Origin of the sequence: uncultured Microbulbifer sp. (assembly GCF_947504145.1) — a bacterium.
Classification (GTDB): Bacteria; Pseudomonadota; Gammaproteobacteria; order Pseudomonadales; family Cellvibrionaceae; genus Microbulbifer.
Window position 1 is genome coordinate 147690 of sequence record NZ_CANNGQ010000003.1, and the last position, 20655, is coordinate 168344.

The 20655-nt window shown below is 55.9% G+C and carries 26 protein-coding genes; 12 read left to right on the top strand and 14 right to left on the bottom strand.

Translation table 11 applies throughout. The features are described 5' to 3' along the window. Positions 1–142: 142 nt before the first annotated feature. Genes fliL through fliR form a run of 7 tightly spaced genes read left to right on the top strand, consistent with a single transcriptional unit; the run spans position 143 to position 4404 of the window. Positions 143–628 (top strand): flagellar basal body-associated protein FliL, encoded by a 486-nt coding sequence (fliL, locus tag Q1A74_RS11340; RefSeq protein WP_299595874.1) that lies wholly within the window; start codon positions 143–145, stop codon positions 626–628. A gap of 11 nt (positions 629–639) precedes the next feature. Further along, the gene (gene fliM / locus Q1A74_RS11345; RefSeq protein ID WP_299595876.1) at positions 640–1689 is read left to right on the top strand and encodes a flagellar motor switch protein FliM; all 1050 of its coding nucleotides are present in this window, start codon (positions 640–642) and stop codon (positions 1687–1689) included. Continuing rightward, positions 1686–2153, top strand: coding sequence for a flagellar motor switch protein FliN (fliN, locus tag Q1A74_RS11350; protein ID WP_367275385.1), 468 nt, complete (start codon positions 1686–1688; stop codon positions 2151–2153). Before fliM ends, fliN begins: the two co-directional genes overlap by 4 nt. After that, positions 2150–2557, top strand: coding sequence for a flagellar biosynthetic protein FliO (gene fliO, locus Q1A74_RS11355; protein WP_299595878.1), 408 nt, complete (start codon positions 2150–2152; stop codon positions 2555–2557). The genes fliN and fliO overlap by 4 nt, the downstream gene beginning before the upstream one ends. A gap of 44 nt (positions 2558–2601) precedes the next feature. Further along, positions 2602–3330 (top strand): flagellar type III secretion system pore protein FliP, encoded by a 729-nt coding sequence (fliP, locus tag Q1A74_RS11360; protein WP_367275399.1) that lies wholly within the window; start codon positions 2602–2604, stop codon positions 3328–3330. Beyond that, the gene (gene fliQ, locus Q1A74_RS11365; RefSeq protein WP_299595880.1) at positions 3327–3596 is read left to right on the top strand and encodes a flagellar biosynthesis protein FliQ; all 270 of its coding nucleotides are present in this window, start codon (positions 3327–3329) and stop codon (positions 3594–3596) included. The genes fliP and fliQ overlap by 4 nt, the downstream gene beginning before the upstream one ends. 58 nt (positions 3597–3654) lie before the next feature. Then, positions 3655–4404: a flagellar biosynthetic protein FliR gene (gene fliR, locus Q1A74_RS11370; RefSeq protein ID WP_299595882.1), complete on the top strand. Its 750-nt coding sequence runs from the start codon at positions 3655–3657 to the stop codon at positions 4402–4404. Positions 4405–4421: 17 nt separating this feature from the next. Here the strand turns inward: fliR and flgL are convergent, their stop codons facing one another. From flgL to flgB, 11 genes are all read right to left on the bottom strand, one after another. Next, on the bottom strand, positions 4422–5618 hold the full coding sequence (flgL, locus tag Q1A74_RS11375) for a flagellar hook-associated protein FlgL (RefSeq protein ID WP_299595885.1): 1197 nt from the start codon (positions 5616–5618) through the stop codon (positions 4422–4424). 44 nt (positions 5619–5662) lie between these two features. Next, positions 5663–7282 (bottom strand): flagellar hook-associated protein FlgK, encoded by a 1620-nt coding sequence (flgK, locus tag Q1A74_RS11380; RefSeq protein ID WP_299595886.1) that lies wholly within the window; start codon positions 7280–7282, stop codon positions 5663–5665. 71 nt (positions 7283–7353) lie between these two features. Next, positions 7354–7731 (bottom strand): rod-binding protein, encoded by a 378-nt coding sequence (locus Q1A74_RS11385; RefSeq protein WP_299595888.1) that lies wholly within the window; start codon positions 7729–7731, stop codon positions 7354–7356. After that, complete coding sequence (locus Q1A74_RS11390) at positions 7731–8846, bottom strand: flagellar basal body P-ring protein FlgI (protein WP_299595890.1); 1116 nt, start codon at positions 8844–8846, stop codon at positions 7731–7733. Before Q1A74_RS11390 ends, Q1A74_RS11385 begins: the two co-directional genes overlap by 1 nt. A 34-nt stretch (positions 8847–8880) precedes the next feature. Next, positions 8881–9438: a flagellar basal body L-ring protein FlgH gene (locus Q1A74_RS11395; RefSeq protein ID WP_299595892.1), complete on the bottom strand. Its 558-nt coding sequence runs from the start codon at positions 9436–9438 to the stop codon at positions 8881–8883. 116 nt (positions 9439–9554) lie between these two features. Next, entirely contained in the window at positions 9555–10337 is a 783-nt protein-coding gene (gene flgG, locus Q1A74_RS11400; protein WP_299595894.1) for a flagellar basal-body rod protein FlgG, read from the bottom strand. Positions 10338–10352: 15 nt separating this feature from the next. Further along, positions 10353–11108, bottom strand: coding sequence for a flagellar basal body rod protein FlgF (locus Q1A74_RS11405; RefSeq protein ID WP_299595896.1), 756 nt, complete (start codon positions 11106–11108; stop codon positions 10353–10355). Positions 11109–11135: 27 nt separating this feature from the next. Continuing rightward, on the bottom strand, positions 11136–12326 hold the full coding sequence (gene flgE, locus Q1A74_RS11410; protein WP_299595898.1) for a flagellar hook protein FlgE: 1191 nt from the start codon (positions 12324–12326) through the stop codon (positions 11136–11138). 51 nt (positions 12327–12377) lie between these two features. Then, positions 12378–13052, bottom strand: coding sequence for a flagellar hook assembly protein FlgD (flgD, locus tag Q1A74_RS11415; protein WP_299595900.1), 675 nt, complete (start codon positions 13050–13052; stop codon positions 12378–12380). Then, entirely contained in the window at positions 13052–13459 is a 408-nt protein-coding gene (flgC, locus tag Q1A74_RS11420) for a flagellar basal body rod protein FlgC (protein WP_299595902.1), read from the bottom strand. The genes flgD and flgC overlap by 1 nt, the downstream gene beginning before the upstream one ends. A 33-nt stretch (positions 13460–13492) precedes the next feature. Further along, a complete protein-coding gene (flgB, locus tag Q1A74_RS11425) occupies positions 13493–13927 on the bottom strand; it encodes a flagellar basal body rod protein FlgB (RefSeq protein WP_299595904.1) in 435 nt (144 codons plus the stop codon). A 167-nt stretch (positions 13928–14094) separates the two neighbouring features. On the opposite strand from flgB, the gene flgA reads away from it, so the two are divergent. From flgA to Q1A74_RS11445, 4 genes are all read left to right on the top strand, one after another. Further along, positions 14095–14805 (top strand): flagellar basal body P-ring formation chaperone FlgA, encoded by a 711-nt coding sequence (gene flgA, locus Q1A74_RS11430; RefSeq protein ID WP_299595906.1) that lies wholly within the window; start codon positions 14095–14097, stop codon positions 14803–14805. Between the two features lie 104 nt (positions 14806–14909). Next, complete coding sequence (gene flgM, locus Q1A74_RS11435) at positions 14910–15194, top strand: flagellar biosynthesis anti-sigma factor FlgM (RefSeq protein WP_299595908.1); 285 nt, start codon at positions 14910–14912, stop codon at positions 15192–15194. After that, positions 15191–15640, top strand: a complete 450-nt coding sequence (locus tag Q1A74_RS11440) for a flagella synthesis protein FlgN (protein WP_299595910.1) — start codon at positions 15191–15193, stop codon at positions 15638–15640. Before flgM ends, Q1A74_RS11440 begins: the two co-directional genes overlap by 4 nt. Before the next feature lie 87 nt (positions 15641–15727). Then, a complete protein-coding gene (locus tag Q1A74_RS11445; protein ID WP_299595912.1) occupies positions 15728–16972 on the top strand; it encodes an EAL and HDOD domain-containing protein in 1245 nt (414 codons plus the stop codon). A gap of 117 nt (positions 16973–17089) precedes the next feature. Here the strand turns inward: Q1A74_RS11445 and Q1A74_RS11450 are convergent, their stop codons facing one another. Beyond that, the gene (locus tag Q1A74_RS11450; protein ID WP_299595914.1) at positions 17090–17212 is read right to left on the bottom strand and encodes a hypothetical protein; all 123 of its coding nucleotides are present in this window, start codon (positions 17210–17212) and stop codon (positions 17090–17092) included. 47 nt (positions 17213–17259) lie between these two features. Between Q1A74_RS11450 and Q1A74_RS11455 the strand changes: the two genes are divergently transcribed. After that, entirely contained in the window at positions 17260–17646 is a 387-nt protein-coding gene (locus tag Q1A74_RS11455) for an energy transducer TonB (RefSeq protein WP_299595917.1), read from the top strand. A 67-nt stretch (positions 17647–17713) separates the two neighbouring features. Here Q1A74_RS11455 and Q1A74_RS11460 read toward each other — a convergent pair whose 3' ends face one another. Both Q1A74_RS11460 and flhA read right to left on the bottom strand, forming a co-directional pair. Next, a complete protein-coding gene (locus tag Q1A74_RS11460) occupies positions 17714–18412 on the bottom strand; it encodes an RNA polymerase sigma factor FliA (protein ID WP_299595919.1) in 699 nt (232 codons plus the stop codon). A 156-nt stretch (positions 18413–18568) separates the two neighbouring features. Next, positions 18569–20653: a flagellar biosynthesis protein FlhA gene (gene flhA / locus Q1A74_RS11465; RefSeq protein ID WP_299596977.1), complete on the bottom strand. Its 2085-nt coding sequence runs from the start codon at positions 20651–20653 to the stop codon at positions 18569–18571. Positions 20654–20655: the final 2 nt, after the last annotated feature.

The window sequence follows — 20655 nt, forward strand, 5'->3', positions numbered from 1 at the left end:
TTTTCTTCCCTTCAACCCCGCGCCACGCCGGCATACTCCCCGCAACCCATGCATGAAAGTCCACGGGTGTATTTGGTGCGGCTTTCTGCACACATTGCTTCGCGATCTTTTCGGTACTTTTCGGCAAATAAGGCACATCTATATGGCTGACGACACTCCAGGACAATCCCGCGGTCTCCTCTGGCTGGCCAGTATTGCGGTGGCCCTGATTGCCGCTTTGGTCGCGCTGAATCTGTATCTGCTGCTGCGTGAGGATCCCAATAGTGCTGTGACGACTGCGCAGGGAGAAAGTGCGCCCGCGCGCGCAGACAATCCCATTTTTGTGCGTATTACTCCGTTCACGGTCAACCTGCAAGGTGACCAGATGGCCAACCGTCTGCTGTACGTAGGCTTGTCTCTCCAGGTGGGGAACGACGAGACCCGGGACTTTCTTGTGGAGCATATGCCTCAGGTTCGCAGCCGCCTGCTGATCCTGCACTCCGCTCAATCCTCCACAGGCCTGGCCTCGCCGGAGGGTAAACAGAATCTGGTGAAAGGTATTCTCGACACGCTCGCTCAACCGATGAGCAGCAAGCAACCAGAGCTACTCATTGATGATGTTCTGTTCACCGAGTTCATCGTGCAATAGGGAATTTTCGTATGTCCCAGGACGATCTGCTTTCCCAGGAAGAAATCGATGCGTTGCTGCATGGCGGCGATGGTGATAGTGGCGAAAGTAATAACAGCACTAGCGATAGTCCGCAGATGCGGCCGTACGATCCGGCGTCGCAACAGCGTGTCATTCGCGAGCGACTGCACAGCATCGACGTAATCAACGAACGTTTTGCGCGAAATTTTCGCGTGAGCCTGTTCAATCTGATTCGCCGCTCTGCAGATATCAGCGTGGAATCTGTTCGCTACCAGAGCTTCAAGGATTTCGCGCGCAATCTGCCGGTACCCACCAACCTCAACCTGATCGCAATGAAGCCCCTGCGCGGTACCGGTTTGATGGTGTTTCCACCAGCGATGGTATTCATGGTGGTAGACAGCCTTTTCGGGGGTGATGGCCGATTTGTCACCCGCAATGAGGGACGGGAATTTACCAACACGGAACAGCGTGTGATTCAGCGGGTACTTAACCTCGCCATCAATGCCTATCAGGATTCCTGGCGCTCGGTGTATCCGCTTGAAATCAGTTACCTGCGCTCAGAGTTACAGGCACGCTTTGCGAACATCACCAATTCACCGAACGAAATCATCGTAAACACCACCTTCCATCTGGAAGTGGGCAACCTTTCTGAACGTTTTCAGATCTGTATGCCCTATTCGATGATCGAGCCGCTGCGCGATCGTCTGGCCAACCCGATGGTAGACGGCCGCGACCCCGGCGATCAGACCTGGAACCGCCGCATGGCCGGAGAAATCCGCCAGTCAGAAGTCGAACTGGTGGCGGAGTTCGCCAATATTCCCAGCCGCATCGGCAAGGTGCTGGCACTGAAGCCCGGTGATATTTTGCCCATCGATCTACCATCCAAGGTTACCGCCCGGGTAGACGGTGTCCCGGTACTGGAATGTGAGTACGGGAGCCGCAAAGGCGTGAGTGCCCTGCGTGTAGCCAAGGTCATTGAACGCACAGCACCGAGGCCGACATCCCTGACCAGTAACTTCAACGCGGGCCTGGCCCCGCAACGAGAGGAGTCCGAAGCATGAGCGACAGCGATCAAGCGGAACAAAATAGCGAACCGAAAGATACCGACAGCTGGGCTGCCGCCATGGCGGAACAGCTGACAGACAATACTGACGACGCCTGGTCCGAGGCTTTGTCTGAGCAGAAAAATGGCGGTGAAAGCCCGCGCAACGCAGCAGAACAGGTATTCAAACCGCTGGAAAACCGCAGTGCAGGTGGCGCCGCGCAAGATCTGGAAATGGTGATGGATATTCCAGTGAAACTGAGCGTTGAGCTCGGCCGCACCCGTATCACCATCAAACAGTTGCTGGAGCTGGCACAGGGGTCAGTAATCGAACTGGACGGCCTCGCCGGTGAGCCCATGGATATCCTCATCAATGGATACCTGGTGGCCCAGGGCGAAGTGGTGGTCATCGAAGAAAAATACGGTATTCGGATCACGGAAATCGTTACTCCCCAAGAACGAATTCACAAGCTCAATCGATGAATGGTGCAAGTGTCGCGGGCGGCGAATCCGTAATCGGCCTGGCGGTGCTGGGTAAAGTAGCTGGTGTGCTGATCGCACTGGTTACCTTTATTTTGCTGTGCGCATGGCTGACCCGCCGCCTGGCGCCGGGGCTGGCTCGCAATCACGTCGGCCCACAAATGGACATCGTAGCCAGTAAAGCGCTGGGGACACGAGAAAAAGTGGTGGTATTGCAGGTGGAGGAGCAGTGGCTAGTGCTCGGTGTGGGGGGCGGACACATCACACATCTGCACACGCTGAACGCAGCAACACCGCCACACAACAGTATGCAAATCACAGATCACAGCGATGACTCCAGCAGTTTCGCAATTCGCTTCGCGCACGCCCTGCGGCAAAACTTGCGTGGACGGGGAAACCGCTCGTGAAACTACCTCGCCTGCTCACGAACCGGCTTTCACTACCCTGCGGTCTGTTATTGATTGCAGTTTCCCTATTGCCTGCTGAAAGCTGGGCCCAGGGCACCAATCTCAGCGGCCTGATAAGCCAACCGACGGCGAATGGTGGACAACAATGGTCCATCAAACTGCAGACATTGCTGCTGCTCACCAGCCTTGCGTTTTTACCGGCAATCCTGCTGATGATGACCTGTTTCACCCGCATCATCATCGTACTGGGACTTCTGCGCACCGCCATGGGCACCCAGGCCGCGCCTCCCAATCAGGTAATTCTTGGGCTTACCTTGTTTCTCACCTTCTTTGTCATGTCGCCCGTATTGGAGAAGGTGCATGAGGATGCATGGCAGCCATTGAGCCGGGATGAAATCCAGTTTGAAGAGTTCCTGCAGCGGGGCAGTGAGCCAATGAAGGCTTTTATGCTGTCGCAGACTCGCGAACCCGATATTGCACTGTTTGCACGACTGGCGAACGTGGGGCCACTTCAGGGGCCGGAGCAGGTGCCGCTGCGGGTATTGTTGCCGGCATTTGTCACCAGTGAACTCAAAACCGCATTTCAGATCGGCTTTACCATTTTTATTCCATTTCTGATTATCGATCTGGTGGTAGCCAGCGTACTGATGGCGCTGGGGATGATGATGGTGCCACCGGCCACTATTTCACTGCCCTTTAAATTGATGCTGTTCGTGCTGGTGGATGGATGGCAGTTGTTGATTGGATCTCTCGCACAGAGTTTTTACCCATGACGGCAGAAACCGTAATGAATCTCGCGTATCAGGCAATGCTGGTTGCCCTCTCCCTCGGCGCTCCGATGCTGATCACAGCACTTCTGGTCGGCCTGTTGGTGAGTCTGTTTCAAGCGGCTACACAAATTAATGAAATGACCCTGTCGTTCATTCCGAAAATCCTGGCAGTATTCGCCGTACTGGTGATTGCCGGCCCCGCCTTGTTGGCGTTGATCGTCGACTATACGCGCACTCTATTCCAGAATATTCCATCGCTGATTTCCTGATGCCACGCTTCCACATCCAGTGATCGATATTACTTACGCCCAATTGCACGCATGGTTGGTGGCTTTTCTCTGGCCTTTCGTGCGCCTGTCCGGATTCTTCATGGCCGCACCGCTACTCGGCCACAAGGGAGTACCTGCCCGGGTCAAGATCGGTCTCGCCGTATTGATCACTTATGCCATCGCACCGGGTCTGCCCCAGTTGCCGTCGGTACCAGTGTGGTCCTGGGCCGGCCTCGGCATCATGATCGAGCAGACACTGATTGGCGCGGCCATTGGGCTGGTATTGCGGGTCATGTTTGCGGTTGTGCAGGCGGCGGGGGATTTCATTGGCCTGCAGATGGGCCTGGCATTCGCGACTTTTGTCACCCCGGACGGGGTAAACACCATGGTGCTGTCGCGTTTTCTGCACCTGATTGCGATGATGGTTTTTCTCGCTGTGAACGGGCACCTGATTGTGATTGATACCCTGGCTGCCAGTTTCCACACTCTGCCTATCGGCTACAGCGGGCTCAATCCGGCAGGCTTCGAAATGCTCGCCCGCTTCGGAAGTACGATTTTTTCTTCTGGCCTGATGTTGGCATTACCGATGGTGGCGGCACTACTGATCGTCAACCTGTCTCTCGGGATTCTCAACCGGTCTGCACCACAGCTGACGGTATTTTCCATCGGCTTCCCCGTTTCCCTCACTTTGGGATTGGTTCTGCTGCTGGTATTGATGACCGACCTGGGTCGCTTTTTACAATTGCTATTTGAACAAGGGCTGGCGACGATCGAGCAAATTCTGCTTACTCTGGCGTCACCGCCCTAAACGGCGCCGTTTGACAATTACATACGGTCGAACAGAGTCATTCCCTTGATATCGATAAACGCCTGCTGCGCAGCCTGCAGGCCAATCTGCCGCAGACTGTACTCGGCAATAGCTGATACATAATCCAGATCCACCAGGCCAGACAGCTTTTCTTCGTAGTTCAGGCTGCGATTGCCCGCTACCGAGTCCACCACGTCCAGTTCATTCATACGCGCGCCAACCGAGGCGCGAGTAGTCAGTACGTTGTCGAGGCTGTTATCGAATTCCCGCAGCACACTGCTGAGTGTATTTTTACGTGCCGCGATATCCGCACCACTACTGGAGGGCTGTTCAAGCACCGCCAGTGCTTTTTCAAACGTCTTGAACAGATCTGTATTCATATTCTCCGCCTGGTCCATATGCAGGCTATCACCATCAGCGGGCATACCGTCCAAAGTGATGGAAAGCCCACCGAAACGGATTGCCTGACCCGGCTCGTAACTCTGCGCCGCGCTACCATTTACCGAGTAGGTGGCAGCCCCTCCTGAAACAGAAAAGGAAATATCAAAAGCGCCTCCAAAACCTGCGTCACTTTCATCCACTACCAGAGGGCCCTTGAAGGTGACGTTGCCCTGGTTGCCTGTGGCAGCTTCCGCCACATACCCTGCGCCGCTGTGGACGCTACGGAAAATATCCTCACCGTTGTCTGCCACCGGCATCAGGCGGGAGGCATCTACTCTCACCGCCCGGTTGTTGGTATCGCCTACATAACTGACATTCCCGCTGGCGTCGCGCACGAATGGTTCGCTGCTGTCCCGGTAACCGCCGAACAAGTAGCGTCCATTGCCATCGGTGGCATTTGCCTGCCCGATCACGGTTTCATAGATACCACGAAGTTCGGTGGCCACTGAGGCGCGGTCCGCATCACTCAGTGTGTCGCTGGCTGCCTGTAGGATGAGTGTGCGCGCACTGCCGATGGCATCGCTGACACTGTTGAGCACGCTCTCTTCCTGCGCCAGAGCGTTGCGCGCACTGATGCGTGCATCGGTGTACTGGCTGTTGACCGCAAGCGCCTGGGAAACCTGAACCGCCTGTGACGCGGCCTGCGGATCATCAGAGGGATTAACCACTCGACGGCCGGAAGCAATCTGCTGGCTTACCTGCATCAAGTTGCCCTGCTGGCGATTCAATGAGCTCATGCTCTGCTCATAGATGGTAAGAGTGCTGATACGCATAGCTTATATCTCTTTTAATTCCATTCCGGTGTGGGTCAGGTTGTTCAGCGCAGGCCGAGAATTTCATCCAGAACCGTCGATGCGGTCTGAATCACTTTCGCGTTGGCCTGGTAAAATTGCTGAAAGCGAATCAGATTGGCTGCCTCCTCATCTAGATTGACCCCGGATTCCGACTGCTGCAGTGCGTAAAGTTGCTCACTCAGTCCCTGGCGCGCATCCAAGTTGACCTGCGCAATATTGGTGTGGCTTCCCACATCGCTGACCATGATTGCATAGGCCCCATTGAAGGTCGCACTCCCGCCGACGAGACTCTGTTGCTGTAGCTGTTGCAGGGCCAATGCGTTTTCGTTGTCGCCGCTGCCACCACCTGCACCGGCGGCAATGGCTGCGGTATCGCGAATTACGTTATCCATGCTACCGGCAGCGCCGCGCACCGGCTGCAATTGGAAGCGGTCGCCATCCACCAGCGCAGAGGCATCATCAATCTGCAGGACCACACCACCCAGTTCGACCTGCCCACTGCTGTCCAGAGTGACGGTAAACCGTTCACCGTTATCCAGGCGGGTCACCTGAAATTCCCCGTTGGCAGCATCGCTTACTTTCAACTCGTAATCGGTCGCCGCCAGTTGGCTCAGATCACCAAACGCAGCCGCAAACACCGCGCTGCCATTATTGCGTTCATTACTCAGAATACGCGGCTCCGCCACAGTAAACAGGTCGCCACCGGCGTTGCCATTCAGGTCGAATCCTGCCCGGTGCTGTTCGTTGACGGCACTCGCCAGGGTTACTGCCAGCTGGCCCAACTGGCTCTGGGTGTTGTCCAGCGCTTCGTTGCGGAAACTCAGCAAACCACCCAGTGTGCCACCACTGATACTGCTGTCTTTCAGTGCAATCATGTTGCCCGCAGAATCTCGATAGCCCACAACAGTGCGGGAAGGGTCGGCATCGCTGGCGATCGCCTGTAGATCAAAACTGGTGCTGTCAGCAACTATCGGCTGACCATTGCCGATGGAAAGGTTATAGGTTCCACTCTCCTGAACCGTAAGCTCCACGTCGAGACGTGTACTCAGATCCGCCACGAGCTGATCCCGCTGGTTAAGCAGGCTGTTCGGTGCTTCCCCATGCTTGGCTCTGGCCAGTGCGATTTCTCGGTTGAGATTGGCAACCTGCCCCGCAGTATTGTTAATCTGGGAAATCTCGTCGCGAATCTGGGTGTTGATGCCATCCTGCATATCGTTGAGGTATTCATCGAAAGCACGGAACTGGGCACTCATGGTATCTGCCGCACCGATCACACCCTGACGCGCAGCCGGGTCTGAAGGCGCACTCGCCAGGTCTTCAAACGAGGAAAAGAAATCCTGCATCAGCGGCGCCAGGCCTGCCTGCTGATCTGCCAGCAGATTGTCAATCTGCGAAACCTGCGTGACATAGCTGCTCAGTGCGCTGGTTTCACTATTGGCGCGGTTCAATTGACCGGCAACGAAGCCGTCAAACTGGCGTTGAATATCCTCTACGGTAACCCCACCGGAACCACTGCGCTCGGACAACAATGTCAACTCCCGGTTGTAACCCGGGGTGTAGACATTACTGATGTTATTGCTGGTGGTGTTGAGGGCGTTCTGTGCGGCATTCAGGCCGCTGAGGCCAATTGAGAAGATGCTCATCGTCGTAATTCCATATCACCGTTGATCCTGTTATCGGCGGAGCCCCCCTCCGTCTTGAGTGCCAGGAGCAATTAATTATCGCGGCTTTTATCTGGGCTTGTATCTGGGCTTGTATCTGGGGTTGTGTCTGGGGTTGTATCTGGACTGCCAACAGAAATGTCGCGGGACAGCTGGCTCACTAATTGTTCCGCGAGCCCCAGGCCACGCCCGGAGAGATGACTGGAAAGTTGCTGGTCGAACATGGATTCGTAAAATCGGGTGGCGGAGCTGTCCATCAAATCCGAGCGCGGCATTGCGTCGCGCATACTTTTCATCATCTGGTGCAGGAACAGTGCTTCAAACTGTTCAGCGGCAGCCTGCAACTGCTCGTGCTTGTCTCGCCCCTGCTGCAGGCTATTCAATCCCTGTACGTCCAGCGCAAAACCGGCGCGTGTATCAATCGGCCTCATCAGATCACCTCCAACTCTGCGCGCAGTGCGCCAGCCGCCTTGAGCGCTTCAAGAATGGTCATCAGGTCTGTCGGTGTGGCACCCAGTGCGTTCAACGCATCCACAACTTCCATCAAGTCTGCGCCTTGAACAAACTTGAGCGCGCCCACCTGCTCTCGAACGGAAATATTGCTATCCGGCACAACCACCGAACGACCATCGGCAAACGGTGATGGCTGGCTAACGCCAAAGGCGGTGTCGATCACGACCGACAGATTTCCGTGGGCCACTGCAGCGGGCTCCAGAGTCACCTGTCCATTCAAAACCACGGCACCGCTGCGGGCGTTGATGACAACACGTGCCGGCGGCGCCAGTGGAGTTACATTGACCTGTTGTACGCGGGCGATAAAGCGAACCCGATCGTTGTCGTTATCCGGGCTGATGATGCGCACCAGACCGGCGTCAACTGCGCCGGCCACCTCGCGGCCAAATGTGCGGTTGATGGCCTGCACTACCCGCTCGGCAGTACCAAAATCCGCTTCGCGCAACTGCAGATCAAGAAAACCACCAGCACCCAGGGCCACTTGGACTTCGCGCTCGACCAGTGCACCACCGGCAATCCGCCCACCGGCCTGCTGATTAACCTGAACACTGGAGCCACCAGACTCGGCGCCCGCGCCACCGACCAGAAGATTACCCTGGGCTACCGCATAGGTGAGTCCATCCACACCTTTGAGCGGCGTCATCAACAGGGTACCACCACGCAGACTGCGCGCATTGCCAACGGAGGAGACCACTACATCCAGTCGCTGCCCGGGGCGTGTAAAGGGAGGCAAATTCGCGGTCACCATCACCCCCGCCACATTGCGCAACTGCATATTGGTACCCGGAGGTATAGTGATACCCAGCTGGGCGAACATATTGCCGAGACCCTGGGTGGTAAATGGAGTTTGCATTGTCTGATCACCACTGCCATCCAGACCGACCACCAGGCCATAGCCCACCAGCTGGTTGTCACGCACACCCGCAAAGTCAGCAAGCTCACGAATCGGCGTGGCACTTGCCTGAGCGCTGGAGATTGCGCTCACGTTCAATGCAACCAATAGCAGGAAGGACACCGAAAAAAATTTATTCATGGGCGTGTCACAGTTCAGATGAATTGAGGAAAGATCAGTAGGGTGAAATGTTCAGCAGAAGCCGCTGAAACCAGCCCATAGTCTGCGCTTCATTGCTGTAGCCGTTGCCAACATACTCAATGCGCGCTTCGGCCACCTGGGTCGACAACACCTGATTGGCGGCGGTGATTGCCCGCGGGTCAACAATACCGGAGAAACGGATGAACTCCGTTCCCTCATTGATACGGATCTGCTTTTCGCCGCGCACCCGGAAGTTGCCATTGGGCAGCACTTCAAGCACGGTCGCCGTAAGTGTTCCGGAAAAGGTATTGCGTGCTTCAGCGCCGCCACCACCCTGGAAATTACTATTGCCGGTGATATCGATACCGTAGTCGACCAGTCGCTCGAGCCCACTCGGTGCAGTATCTGTCGTCAATGTGGTGGCACCCTCGCGCTCCGCATTAACTTCCGAGTTTCGCGACGCACTCACCTGCTCATTGAATATTACGGTTAACAGGTCTCCGCTCATCCGCGGGCGGTCCTCTTCGAACAGCGGTAGATAACCGGTGTCCGGCTGAAAGATCGCGCCGTTGGCACGCGGAGCAGGCGGCATTGGGATCTCGACCCATTCCGGGTCTCCCGCTAAAGAAGCTTGCGGCAATTGTGCACAACCCGCTGAAACGATCGCCGCTACCGTCACTATCAATCGCACCAGCTGCTGCATGACAATCACAACTGGGCCAGACGCGACAGCATCTCGTCGGACGTCTGCACGGCTTTACTATTGATTTCGTAGGCACGTTGGGTCTGTATCATGTTAACCATTTCCTCCACCACATTGACGTTGGAGGTTTCTACAAAAGACTGATACAGACTGCCAGAACCATTCATACCGGGCATGCTTTCACTGCGCATGCCAGAAGCGCTGGTTTCCAGAAACAGGTTTTCACCAATGGCTTGCAGGCCTGCGGGATTGACGAAAGTGGACAGCGTTAGCTGGCCAACCTCAACACTTTGTGTGGCCCCGGGCTCGGTGATGGATACCAGGCCATCTTTCCCCACGGTCACCGATAGTGCATTTTCGGGAATGAGCACGGCAGGCTCCAGCGGATAACCACTGGCAGTTACCATCTGTCCATTCTGGTCCAGCTGAAAACTACCGTCGCGGGTAAATGCTGTACTGCCATCCGGCATACGCACCTGGAAAAACCCTTTACCATTAATCGCCAGGTCTCGGGAGTTTCCAGTGTTTTCCAACCCACCCTGTGAATGCAATCGTTCGGTGGCGACCGGGCGAACACCGGTGCCCACCTGCATGCCCGATGGCAGAGTGTTTTGAATATCGTTTCGAGCGCCGGGCTGGCGCATATTCTGATACAGCAGATCCTCAAATACCGCACGGGATTTTTTGAACCCGTTGGTGCTGACGTTAGCCAGGTTATTGGCAATTACGTCCATTTTAACCTGCTGGGATTCGAGACCAGTTTTTGCGGTCCAAAGGGATTTGATCATGTTGAAATCTCTCGCTTAATCCAGTGACAGCAGACTGTCTGCCTGACGGCCATTTTCATCGGCACTCTCGATGACTTTTAGCTGCATATCGTAACGACGCGCGTTGTCGATCATCGCCACCATGGACTCCACCGGGCTGACATTACTGCCTTCCAGAGATCCGGATACCAGCCGCGCCTGTTCATCCTGTGCCAACGGAGCCACATTGCCTGTGGCGTCGGATGCAGCTCGAAAAAGCCCATCACTGCCGCGCTGTAGCGGCACCTCCCCGGGGGTGACCAGTTTCAGGCGCGCCACCTGCACCAGTGCTTCGGGGTCTTCCCCTGCACCAATCGCACTGATCGTGCCATCGGCTCCCATGGAAAGGCTCGCGCCTAACGGAATAACAATCGGACCATTTTCACCCATAACCGGGTTGCTACCGGAGGTGAGTATTCCGGTGGCATCTACCTGCAGGTCGCCGCGGCGGGTATAGGCTTCGCTTCCATCACTACTCTGTACCGCAAGCCAGGCGTCACCCTGCAGCGCGATATCCAGGTCGCGGCCCGTGGCATTGATCGGACCTGCACTGAAATCCGCTCCGGGAGTGGAAGCAACCACCGAGGTGCGGGTAGCCAACAGCGCGTCGCCCTGCACGGGCACCGCGCGCAATGCGTAAAGCTGCGCGCGGAAACCGGAGGTTGTCGCATTGGCCAGGTTGTTGCTCACCACCGATTGCTGCTCCATGCTCTGGCGAGCGCCACTCATGGCGGTGTACAGAAGACGGTCCATAGGTTTTCTCCGATTGCGTCAGAAGCGTCAGCGCAGATTCACTGCTGCCTGTAGCACTTCGTCCTGTACCTTGATGGTCTGGGTGTTGGCCTGGTAGTTACGCTGCGCCACAATGAGGTCCACCAGTTCGCGGGTAAGATCCACGTTCGATGTTTCCACCGCACCGGATTCCAGGGTGCCAAACTGGCCGACGCCAGCCAGTCCCAGCAGGGGCTGACCGGAGCTGGCGGTTTCCACCCACACATTGTCGCCATTTGGAGACAAGCCTTCCGGATTGCGGAAGTTAGCCAGAGAGATCACTCCTAGTACCTGGCTCTTCTCATTGGCATAGTTGCCCCGCAAGGTGCCATCGTCGTCGAAGGTGATACCCACCAGAGCGCCTGCGGCATAGCCATTCTGATCCAGAGAATTCAGTGCAAAGTCATTGCCGAACTGTGTGGAACCATCAAAGCGGAGATCAAAATCCAGCACATCGGCACCACCGCCCGGCGTAAAGCTGTATGTTGGAAAAGTGCTGCCCGGTTCGTTCAGGCTGCCGTTGTTGTCAAATACCAGCTCGCCCGTGTTCACGGTGTCTGCATTGCCATCCACCGCCACACGCACTTCCCAGACGTTATCTGCCGTCTTGGTAAAGTAGGTGGTCATGGTGTGCTGAATACCGAGAGAATCGTAAACGGTACCGGTGTTGGCATAGGAGTAACTATCGCCATCGGTGGTGTCGAATGGAAAGGCGGTGCGATCAATCACGTCCACGGTTGCATCCAGGTTCATGGAAACTTCCACACCACTGGTGGCGGTTGCGTTCATTGCGTCGGCCGGCACCCGCAGCTCCACCGGCTGGCCACCAGTACCTACGCCCGCAGGGAAACCGGTCAGACGCGCGCCCTGGGCGTTCTGTAAATACCCGTCTGCAGTCAGTGTGAGCTGACCGTTGCGGGAATACACAACTTCACCGGCCTGAGTAAAACGGAAGAATCCGTTGCCGTTGATACCCAGATCCAGGCTGCGGCCGGTAGCCTCCAAAGTGCCGTTGGAGAAATCCTGCAACACGGCCGCCACACGATTGCCCTGGCCCGCGAGTGCGCCGGTGTACACATCTGCAAACTGTACGCTGGAACCTTTAAAACCCACTGTCTGTGAGTTGGCAATATTGTTACCGACAACATCGAGATTGGTGGCCGCAGAGTTGAGCCCGCTAAGCGCTTGTGAAAAACCCATAATCAGTACCTGTTGGAAAGTGAATTCTGGAAATTGATTGGTTACTTCGAATCAGAGAATCTGGCGAATATCGTCCAGGCTCACCGGTTCGGTGATGCCACCGAGATCAAGTTTCGGTGCGCCCTGCTCGTCGAGGCTCACTCCGCTGACCAGCGCGTAGTTCAGGGTGCTGGCCAGCAGAGAGTCGCCATTCGCCGACGCGCTGACAGACACCCGGTAAGAACCTTCCGGCGCGACGGTGCCGTCATTGGTCATGCCATCCCAGGTGAATGACTCCACACCGGCATCGAGCGAGAACGGCTCGAAGCTGCGAACCACTTCACCGGCGGCGTTGCGAATAGTGATATGCACGTTATCCGCCGCCTGCGGTAGCTCAATACCAAATGGTGTGGTTGCGGCCTCTTCGCCGACCAGTACACGGTCCCCTTCCACCAGCACACCTTTGCCGATCATGTCCGCTGCCTGCAGCATCTGGCTGGTATCCAACTGGCCGTTGATGCCGGCCAGGGTTTCATTGAGACTTTCAATCCCGCTCACGGTATTGATCTGGGCCAGCTGCGAGGTCATCTCCGCATTTTCCATTGGATTCATGGGATCCTGATTTTGCAATTGCGCAACCAGCAATGTCATAAAGCTACCCTGCAAGTCGGCGCTGGCACTTGCCGTAGCCCCGGTCGCATTCAGCGCAGAGCGCACACCACTATCAATTACGTTCGCTACCGCCATCAGCTTTCTCCCAGTGTGAGTGTTTTCAGCATCAGCTGCTTGCTGGTATTCATCACTTCCACATTAGCCTGATACGAACGGGACGCAGCAATCATGTCTACCATTTCATTGACAGGCTCAACATTCGGCACGCTGACATATCCGCCCTCGTCTGCCAGTGGATGATCTGGACGATATTCCTGGCGAAGCGGTGCGGTATCCTCCACCAACCCGCGCACGCTTACACCACCAATGTCGCCGTTCTGCTGTTGACGCGCGGCAAAAATCAGATGCTTTGCGCGGTAGGCTTCGCCATCCGGTCCGGCCACGCTGTCCGCGTTGGCGAGGTTGCTGGCTGTGACATTCATCCGCTGGCCCTGCGCCGCCATCGCTGATCCGGATATTTCAAAAATGGAAAACATCGACATGCTGTACTCCTGTAATTTTATTCTTGCGACGCTTTATTCCGGCTGCATTGCCGTTTTGAGCCCGCGAATGCGGCTATTGAGCAGCGTAAGAGCCGCCTGATATCGAACTGCGTTATCGGTAAATCGGCTGCGTTCCTGATCCATGCTGACCGTATTACCATCCAGACTGGGCTGATCCGGCACGCGGTAAAGCATATTTGGGCCACCATGAATGCCGCTGCGCGCCGTCATGTGCTGGGATGAAGTGGTTGACAAAACCAGCCCCTTACCCCCTCCCTTCAAGTTCTTCGCAGGACCATTCGCAGCGCCGGTTGCCTGTGCAAGTGCGCGAGAAAACTCAAAGTCTCGCGCCTTGAAATTTGGGGTATCCGCATTGGCAATGTTATTCGCCAACACCTTTTGACGCCGCTCACGCAGATCGAGCGCCTCGCTATCGAAATTGAGGACTGCGGAAAGCCGATCAATCATACGGATTCTCCCGGTATTACTTTTTCAGACTGAAGACTACAGATCGCGGCGGCGCCACAATGCCGGAAATAAGCGGGTGTTTTTGCTCCATTTCTGCCGTTCAACAAATGGGATCCTTCTTACAATGCCTTCGAATCTTAAACTTCCTGTAAAGGTGTACGACTTGAATGTCCCGCCCACTTCTACGTTCATTAGCATTGCTTTTACTGCTCGTATCCGCTGACCAGGCGGCGGCCAAAACTGCACTAACAACGGCATCCGCTGCTGCAAAGCAATTCCTCACCCGGCAAAGCCGCCACCTGGGTGAACGTGTGGAAATTGAGGTCCAGGATATTTCCGACCACTGGCCTTCCTGTAAAAACCCTACCGTCTTCCTGCCTGCGAACGGAAAACTGCAATGGGGCCGGGTCACCGTAGGAATACACTGCGCCGACGCCCCGCACACACGATACCTACAGGCGAAGATCCGAGCTTACGGACACTACTGGACCGCCAAACACAGAATCCCAGCGGGTGCAGAAGTGACCGAAAGCCTGCTAAAGAAAATTGAGGGAGAAATCAGCGCGCTGCCGCGAGGGGCGCTACGCAAGCGCTCGGAGATTGTGGGTAAGGTCGCCAGCCGAACACTGCGCCCAGGGAGCGTGTTGCAGCAACACCAATTGAAGACAAGACCGCTGGTGTCTCGAAGGCAGCTGGTTACCCTGATTGCCTCCGGCCAGAGCTTCCGCATCGCCCGGGAAGGCCGCGCCATGGATGAGGGTGCCAGAGGCGAACCGGTTCGGGTACGCCTGCCAAACCGCAAAGTAATTTCGGGCTTTGTAAGTGGCCCCGGACTGGTCGAGGTAAATCAGGCGATACGTCCCAGGAAGAGTCCCTAGATACGCCATACCACCGCCGGAAACGTGATGCGCATCACGAAAACAGATTAAAGGCGGGCGCGAAAACGCCGATATACCGTACGAAGAACAACGGAGACTGCCGCTTGAAAATCCAGAATATGACCCAGCTGACGCCCGCCAGCACCCTGCGTGAAAAGCCGGCCAGCGGACCGTCAGAATCGGTGCAGACCACCGGCCAGCCCGGTGCACCGAGCAATATCACCCAGCTGCACCAGCCCACGGCAGACAGCAGCCAGGACATTGACGCCCCGCGTGTGGAAGAACTGCGCGAAGCAATCGCATCCGGCAAATTTGATATCCGTGCGGACCGCATCGCCGAAGGCCTGATTGCCAGCCTGCAGGAACAGACGTCGACGGGCGAACCGTGAGCCTGCCCCAGTTCATTCAGCAGCATCGGCAGAGAGTAGAACAACTCACGCTATTGTTACACGAGGAACGCGAGGCACTCAGCGCTGCCGCCGTTGATGGCAAACGCCTGACAGACATCGCAGCGCGCAAGCAAAATAGCCTCAGCGCGCTCAATGACTTCGAACAGCAGCGACGGAATACGCTGCGACAGCTGGACTACGAAGACAGCCGAGAAGGTGATGAGTACGCGGCGCGCGATGCCGGATGCCTTGAACTCTGGCGAGAACTCATCTCGCTGGTGAACAAAGCTCAGCAACTAAACCAAGCCAATGGTTCCATGATCGGTATCCGCTCCGAGAGCAACCAACGATTGCTCAATGCTTTGCAGGAAGCCGCGGGAAAAGGACTATATGGCCCCGACGGTCGCTCCCGCACACACAATGGAAAAATCAACTCGCGAGCCTGAAGACGCAGGCTGCAGTTCGCCCTCTGCAGCTTCACTTCTTGCAGCACCTTCCATTGCATACCCATATATCACTCAGGAGCTCACAACGTGACATCACTTGCTCAAGCAATCAGTGACGACACCCTGGATGTACTACTGGCTTGCCGGCCGGTATTCACCCGCAACCACGATGTCGCCGCTTTCGAACTGTTATTACAGGGCGAACAATCGCGCAAGGGCGCGACACTCCGACAAATCGAAGCCAGTAGCCCGATCATCATGGGCAATTACAATCAGGTGTACCAGAAAGGGCACACAAAAAGCGTGCCCGGCTTCCTCAAGGTCACAGACGATGTAATTCTGGCGCCAGGGCTGCCGGAATTATCCCAACAGCACTACATCCTCGAAGTCGCCGAGGATGTGTTGCTTACGTCTGAGCGAGTGGAACGTTTACGAGAGTTGGCCAAGCGTGGATATCGCATTGCGCTGTCCAGTTACGATCCAGAAGACAGTGAACTGGATGCCTTGCTCGACGTCGTACACATTGTAAAACTCGACGCGAGCCAGATGAGCGATGAACAGCTGCAGGCTGCTGTTTTAAAGCTACGCAGGCACGGAGTCGAGACCCTTGCCGATAATTTAGAGACCAAGGAGCGGTTCGCCACCTGTCTGGATCTCGGGTTTACTTATTATCAGGGTGACTTTCTCAGTGTACCCTCGCCGGTAAAAGGCAGAAAAATCAGTGGTAATAAAGTACTTTTGCTGGATCTGCTAAATGAGCTCCAGAATCCAGCCGCATCTCCGATACGGCTGGAGGAAATCGCGTTACAGGATGCCAAACTTACTTTTCGCATTTTAAAGCTGGTCAACTCGGCCGCAGTCAGCCTGCACCGGGAAATAAACTCCATCTCCCATGCGATCAGCCTGCTCGGCATGAAGGAAATCCAGCGTTGGGCAAGTCTTTTCCTGATTGAGGGCGAACAGGGAAAACCCGAAGAGCTGACCCGGAAGATGTTGATCCGAGGCCGCATGTGCGAAGTAATGGCCGAGGTCAGCGGGAATGGAAATGCCAGTGACAATTTTATCGTCGGGTTACTCTCGTTACTCGATGCGATGATGGACATTTCTATGGACGAACTCATGCAGCAGGTGCCGCTAAACCAGGAAGTGAAAGAAGCACTGCTGTACCGCAACGGAAGTCTCGGCACCGTTCTGAATGAAGTGGAGCTGTATGAGCAGGGCCGATTTTCAGAGCTGTCTCTCATTGGCAGCCACCCCATCTACGAAACTGCTTACCGACACAGTGTATCCTGGGCAAGACAGGCACAGCAGGCACTGAGCGGAGATTCGTAACCCCGAACCGCACTCTCACAGGATGAGCGGGCAGGCCCGGCAGAGCACACGCTTTGCTCGGGCCTTTTTTTGCAAGGTCCACTTCGCACAGCTCGTCAGCAGCCCTGCTTCACTACCCTACTCTGCCCGCACCCATTTCTTCGCGCACTGCTGGAGCATCCGCAACAGCCACTGCTCGCTAAAGCTTTTCTGGACACCGCCGATAAAACCCATAGCGGGCAGACGGTTGTCTGCCTGCATCGCCAACTCACAGTCAGTATAGAAACAAAACCTACCGGAAATCAGCCATGAAAGCTTTGCATTTTGCGCTGGCTCTGCCGCTTTTGGCCGCCAGCCTGTCCGTTGATGCCGCCCCACGTCTCGCCGGCGTGAAACAAGAGAGCGGTGTAGACACATACTCAAGCACTCTCAACCATCACACGTTAAAAAATCTCCGCTATCCAAGACGGGCTCAACAGCGAGGTTGGGAAGGAGAAGTGGTGCTCAAAGTCCTCGTTAACAAAAGTGGCGAGGTGCAGGACATTCAGGTATTGGAGGAATCCAGCTATTCCAGCTTGAACCGGGAGGCGTTGCGAAGTGTTGAACGCGCAAACCCCTATCCACAGATTCCGGCGAACCTTGGAGTGGACAATTTCACCTTCACGGTACCAATCCGCTTCTCTATCGGCGGATGACGCCAAGGGCTCTTACACAATACGGCGGCTCGGCCGCCGTATACTCATTTCAGTATCGTCTCGGATCTCAGTCTACAAGTCGCGCACGCAATCGCTTGATTGCCTGGCTGTGCAACTGACATACACGGGATTCGGTAACACCCAGGACTGCACCAATTTCCTTCAGGTTGAGATCTTCCTGGTAGTACAGTGCCATCAACAATTTCTCACGCTCCGGAAGGTGTTCGATGGCGGCAACAAGCTTATGCTTTTTCTCACCTTCCACCAGTGCGGCAAACGGGGTAGGAGGAGATCCGGCACCGGCTTCTGGTTCACCACTTTCCGCGACTATTTCGTCGAACGGCAACAGGTGCCCACAGTTCGTATCTTGGAGCAAGCGGTGGTATTCCTCAACCGAGATCCCCATGGCGGTAGAAATCTCCCGCTCTTCCGCGGGACGCCCCAGGTTCTGTTCTAGCTTGCGTAGTTGCTGCTCCAGCAAACGTGCATTGCGACGCACGCTGCGTGGTAACCAGTCGCGCGTACGCAGCTCATCAATCATAGCGCCACGGATACGCTGGTTTGCGAATGTGGAAAAACTGGCTCCGGCATTGGGATCGAAACGCTGCGAAGCGTCCAACAGCCCTACCATTCCCGCCTGTATCAGGTCATCGAGGTCAATGCCCGCTGGCAGTTTTACTTGAAGAGACAACGCATGGCGTCGTACCGCAGGAAAGTGTTCCTCCAGTAGCGCATCCCGGTTGATCGTTCCCTGTGCTGTATACATTGCAGTTCCCCAGCCACCTTTTTCAGGTTTTTTTAGTCGGCCCGGCAGTATCTTCCTGTTGGATATACTGCCGGAGCCAAGTGCATTATTGGCTGTGTGGGAAAATTGTATGTACGGAATAAACCCTATTGAATATGCCTTTTCAGGCCTTAAACGTTACGCACTCGCAGCCGTGCGATCGCCAATCAGATTGGTGATCTTCACCATGCGGTCATCCGGAATCTCCGCCTGAGACAGAACCGCCAACTGTCGCAGGCGGCGCCGAAGAAAATGTGCCAGTAGTGGCCGCAACGAGTGGCGCACAACCAGTACCGGAGGATTGCCAGCGGTTTCCTGGCGTTCGATCGCAGCCGCAGCCTGAGACATCAAGGTATCCGCGAGCCCGGGCTCCAGAGCACCACCGCTTTCCATCGCCTGTGACAATACTTGCTCCAGCTGGCTATCCAGCCCCATCACTCGCAGTTCTCCACTACCCGGGAACCATTGATGCGTGAGCACCCGCCCAAGAGCAACGCGCACCCGAGCAGTCAGTTCGTGCACATCAGTGGCCTGCTCGCCCTGATCCGCAAGTAAATCGAGTATGCTGCGCAAATCGCGAATGGGTACCTCTTCTTCCAGCAGGTTTTGCAGAATACGTTGCAGGGTCGTGAGGGTGACAGTTTTCGGCACCACCTCCTCTACCAGGCTCTTACTATCGCCGGAGAGCTTATCCAGCAACTGCTGGACTTCCTGACGCCCGAGCATTTCCGCGCAGTGGCGATGCAACAGATGGTTGAAATGCGTTGCGACAACCGTACCTGCATCCACCACCGTATATCCATACACCTGGGCCTGCTCACGCTGGTCTTTTTCAATCCACACCGCAGGCAACCCGAATGCCGGCTCTTCGGTGACGGTTCCCTGAAGCTCGCCACTCACCTGGCCGGGATTAATTGCTAGCCATTTACCCGGGTGCGCTTCACCACGCCCGACCTCTGCCCCCTTCAGGCTGATCACGTACGTATTGGGAGACAACTCGAGATCGTCCCGTATATGAACCACCGGTGGCAAAAAGCCGACCTCCTTCGCGAATTTTTTACGCACGCTTTTAAGGCGCCCAAGAAGTTCGCCTTGCTGACGTTGATCCACCAGAGGGATCAGGCGATGCCCTACCTCCAGCCCCAGAGTGTCGATCAACTCCACATCATCCCAGCTCGCTTCAGGCACTTCAGGAGGCGCCTCAGGATCCGAGCTCATCTGCTCGCGCACGATCTGTTCATCCCGGCGCCGGCCCATCATCCAGGCAATACCCGCCAATGCAGCAGTAAACAGCAAAAAGACCAGGTTCGGCATTCCGGGCACTAGGCCGAGCAGCCCCATAACGCCAGCAGCGAGGTAGAGAACCCGAGGATTGCTCAGAAGCTGCTCAATCATCTGCTGACCAACATCCTGATCGGTATTGACCCTGGATACGGTTACCCCCGCCGCAGTGGAAATAACCAGTGCGGGAATTTGCGCAACCAAGCCGTCGCCAATGGTGAGCAACGTATACGTCCGCGCGGCTTCACCAAAGGAAAGGTCGTGCTGCATGGTGCCTATCAACAGTCCGCCAATGACATTCACTGCCATGATTACCAGCCCGGCGACCGCATCTCCACGCACAAATTTGCTTGCACCGTCCATGGATCCGTAAAAATCCGCTTCCTGTGCGACTTCAGTACGGCGTGTACGCGCCTCTTCTTCTCCGATCAGGCCCGCATTCAGATCCGCATCAATGGCCATCTGCTTGCCCGGCATGGCGTCGAGCATAAAGCGCGCCCCCACTTCAGCAATACGGCCCGCACCTTTGGTAATCACCATGAAATTAATCACCACCAGGATCAGGAACACCACCAGCCCCACAGCGAAGTTTCCGCCGACCAGAAATTGCCCGAAAGCCTCAATGACCTTGCCGGCAGCGGCGCCACCGGTGTGCCCCTCCATCAACACCACGCGCGTGGATGCCACATTCAGCGCGAGCCGCAACAGGGTGGTAAATAGCAACACCGCAGGAAACGCCGCAAAATCGAGAGCCCGTAGTGTGAACATACTCACCAACAACACCATCAGTGAAAGCGCTATGTTGAAGGTGAAAAACAGGTCCAGCGCGAAGGGCGGGAGCGGCAGGATCAGCATCGACATGATCAGCAAGATCAAAATCGGCCCCGCCAATATTCTGCCTTCCGGCAACGACAGGCCGCTGCGGGAAAAATACGAAGTCATCA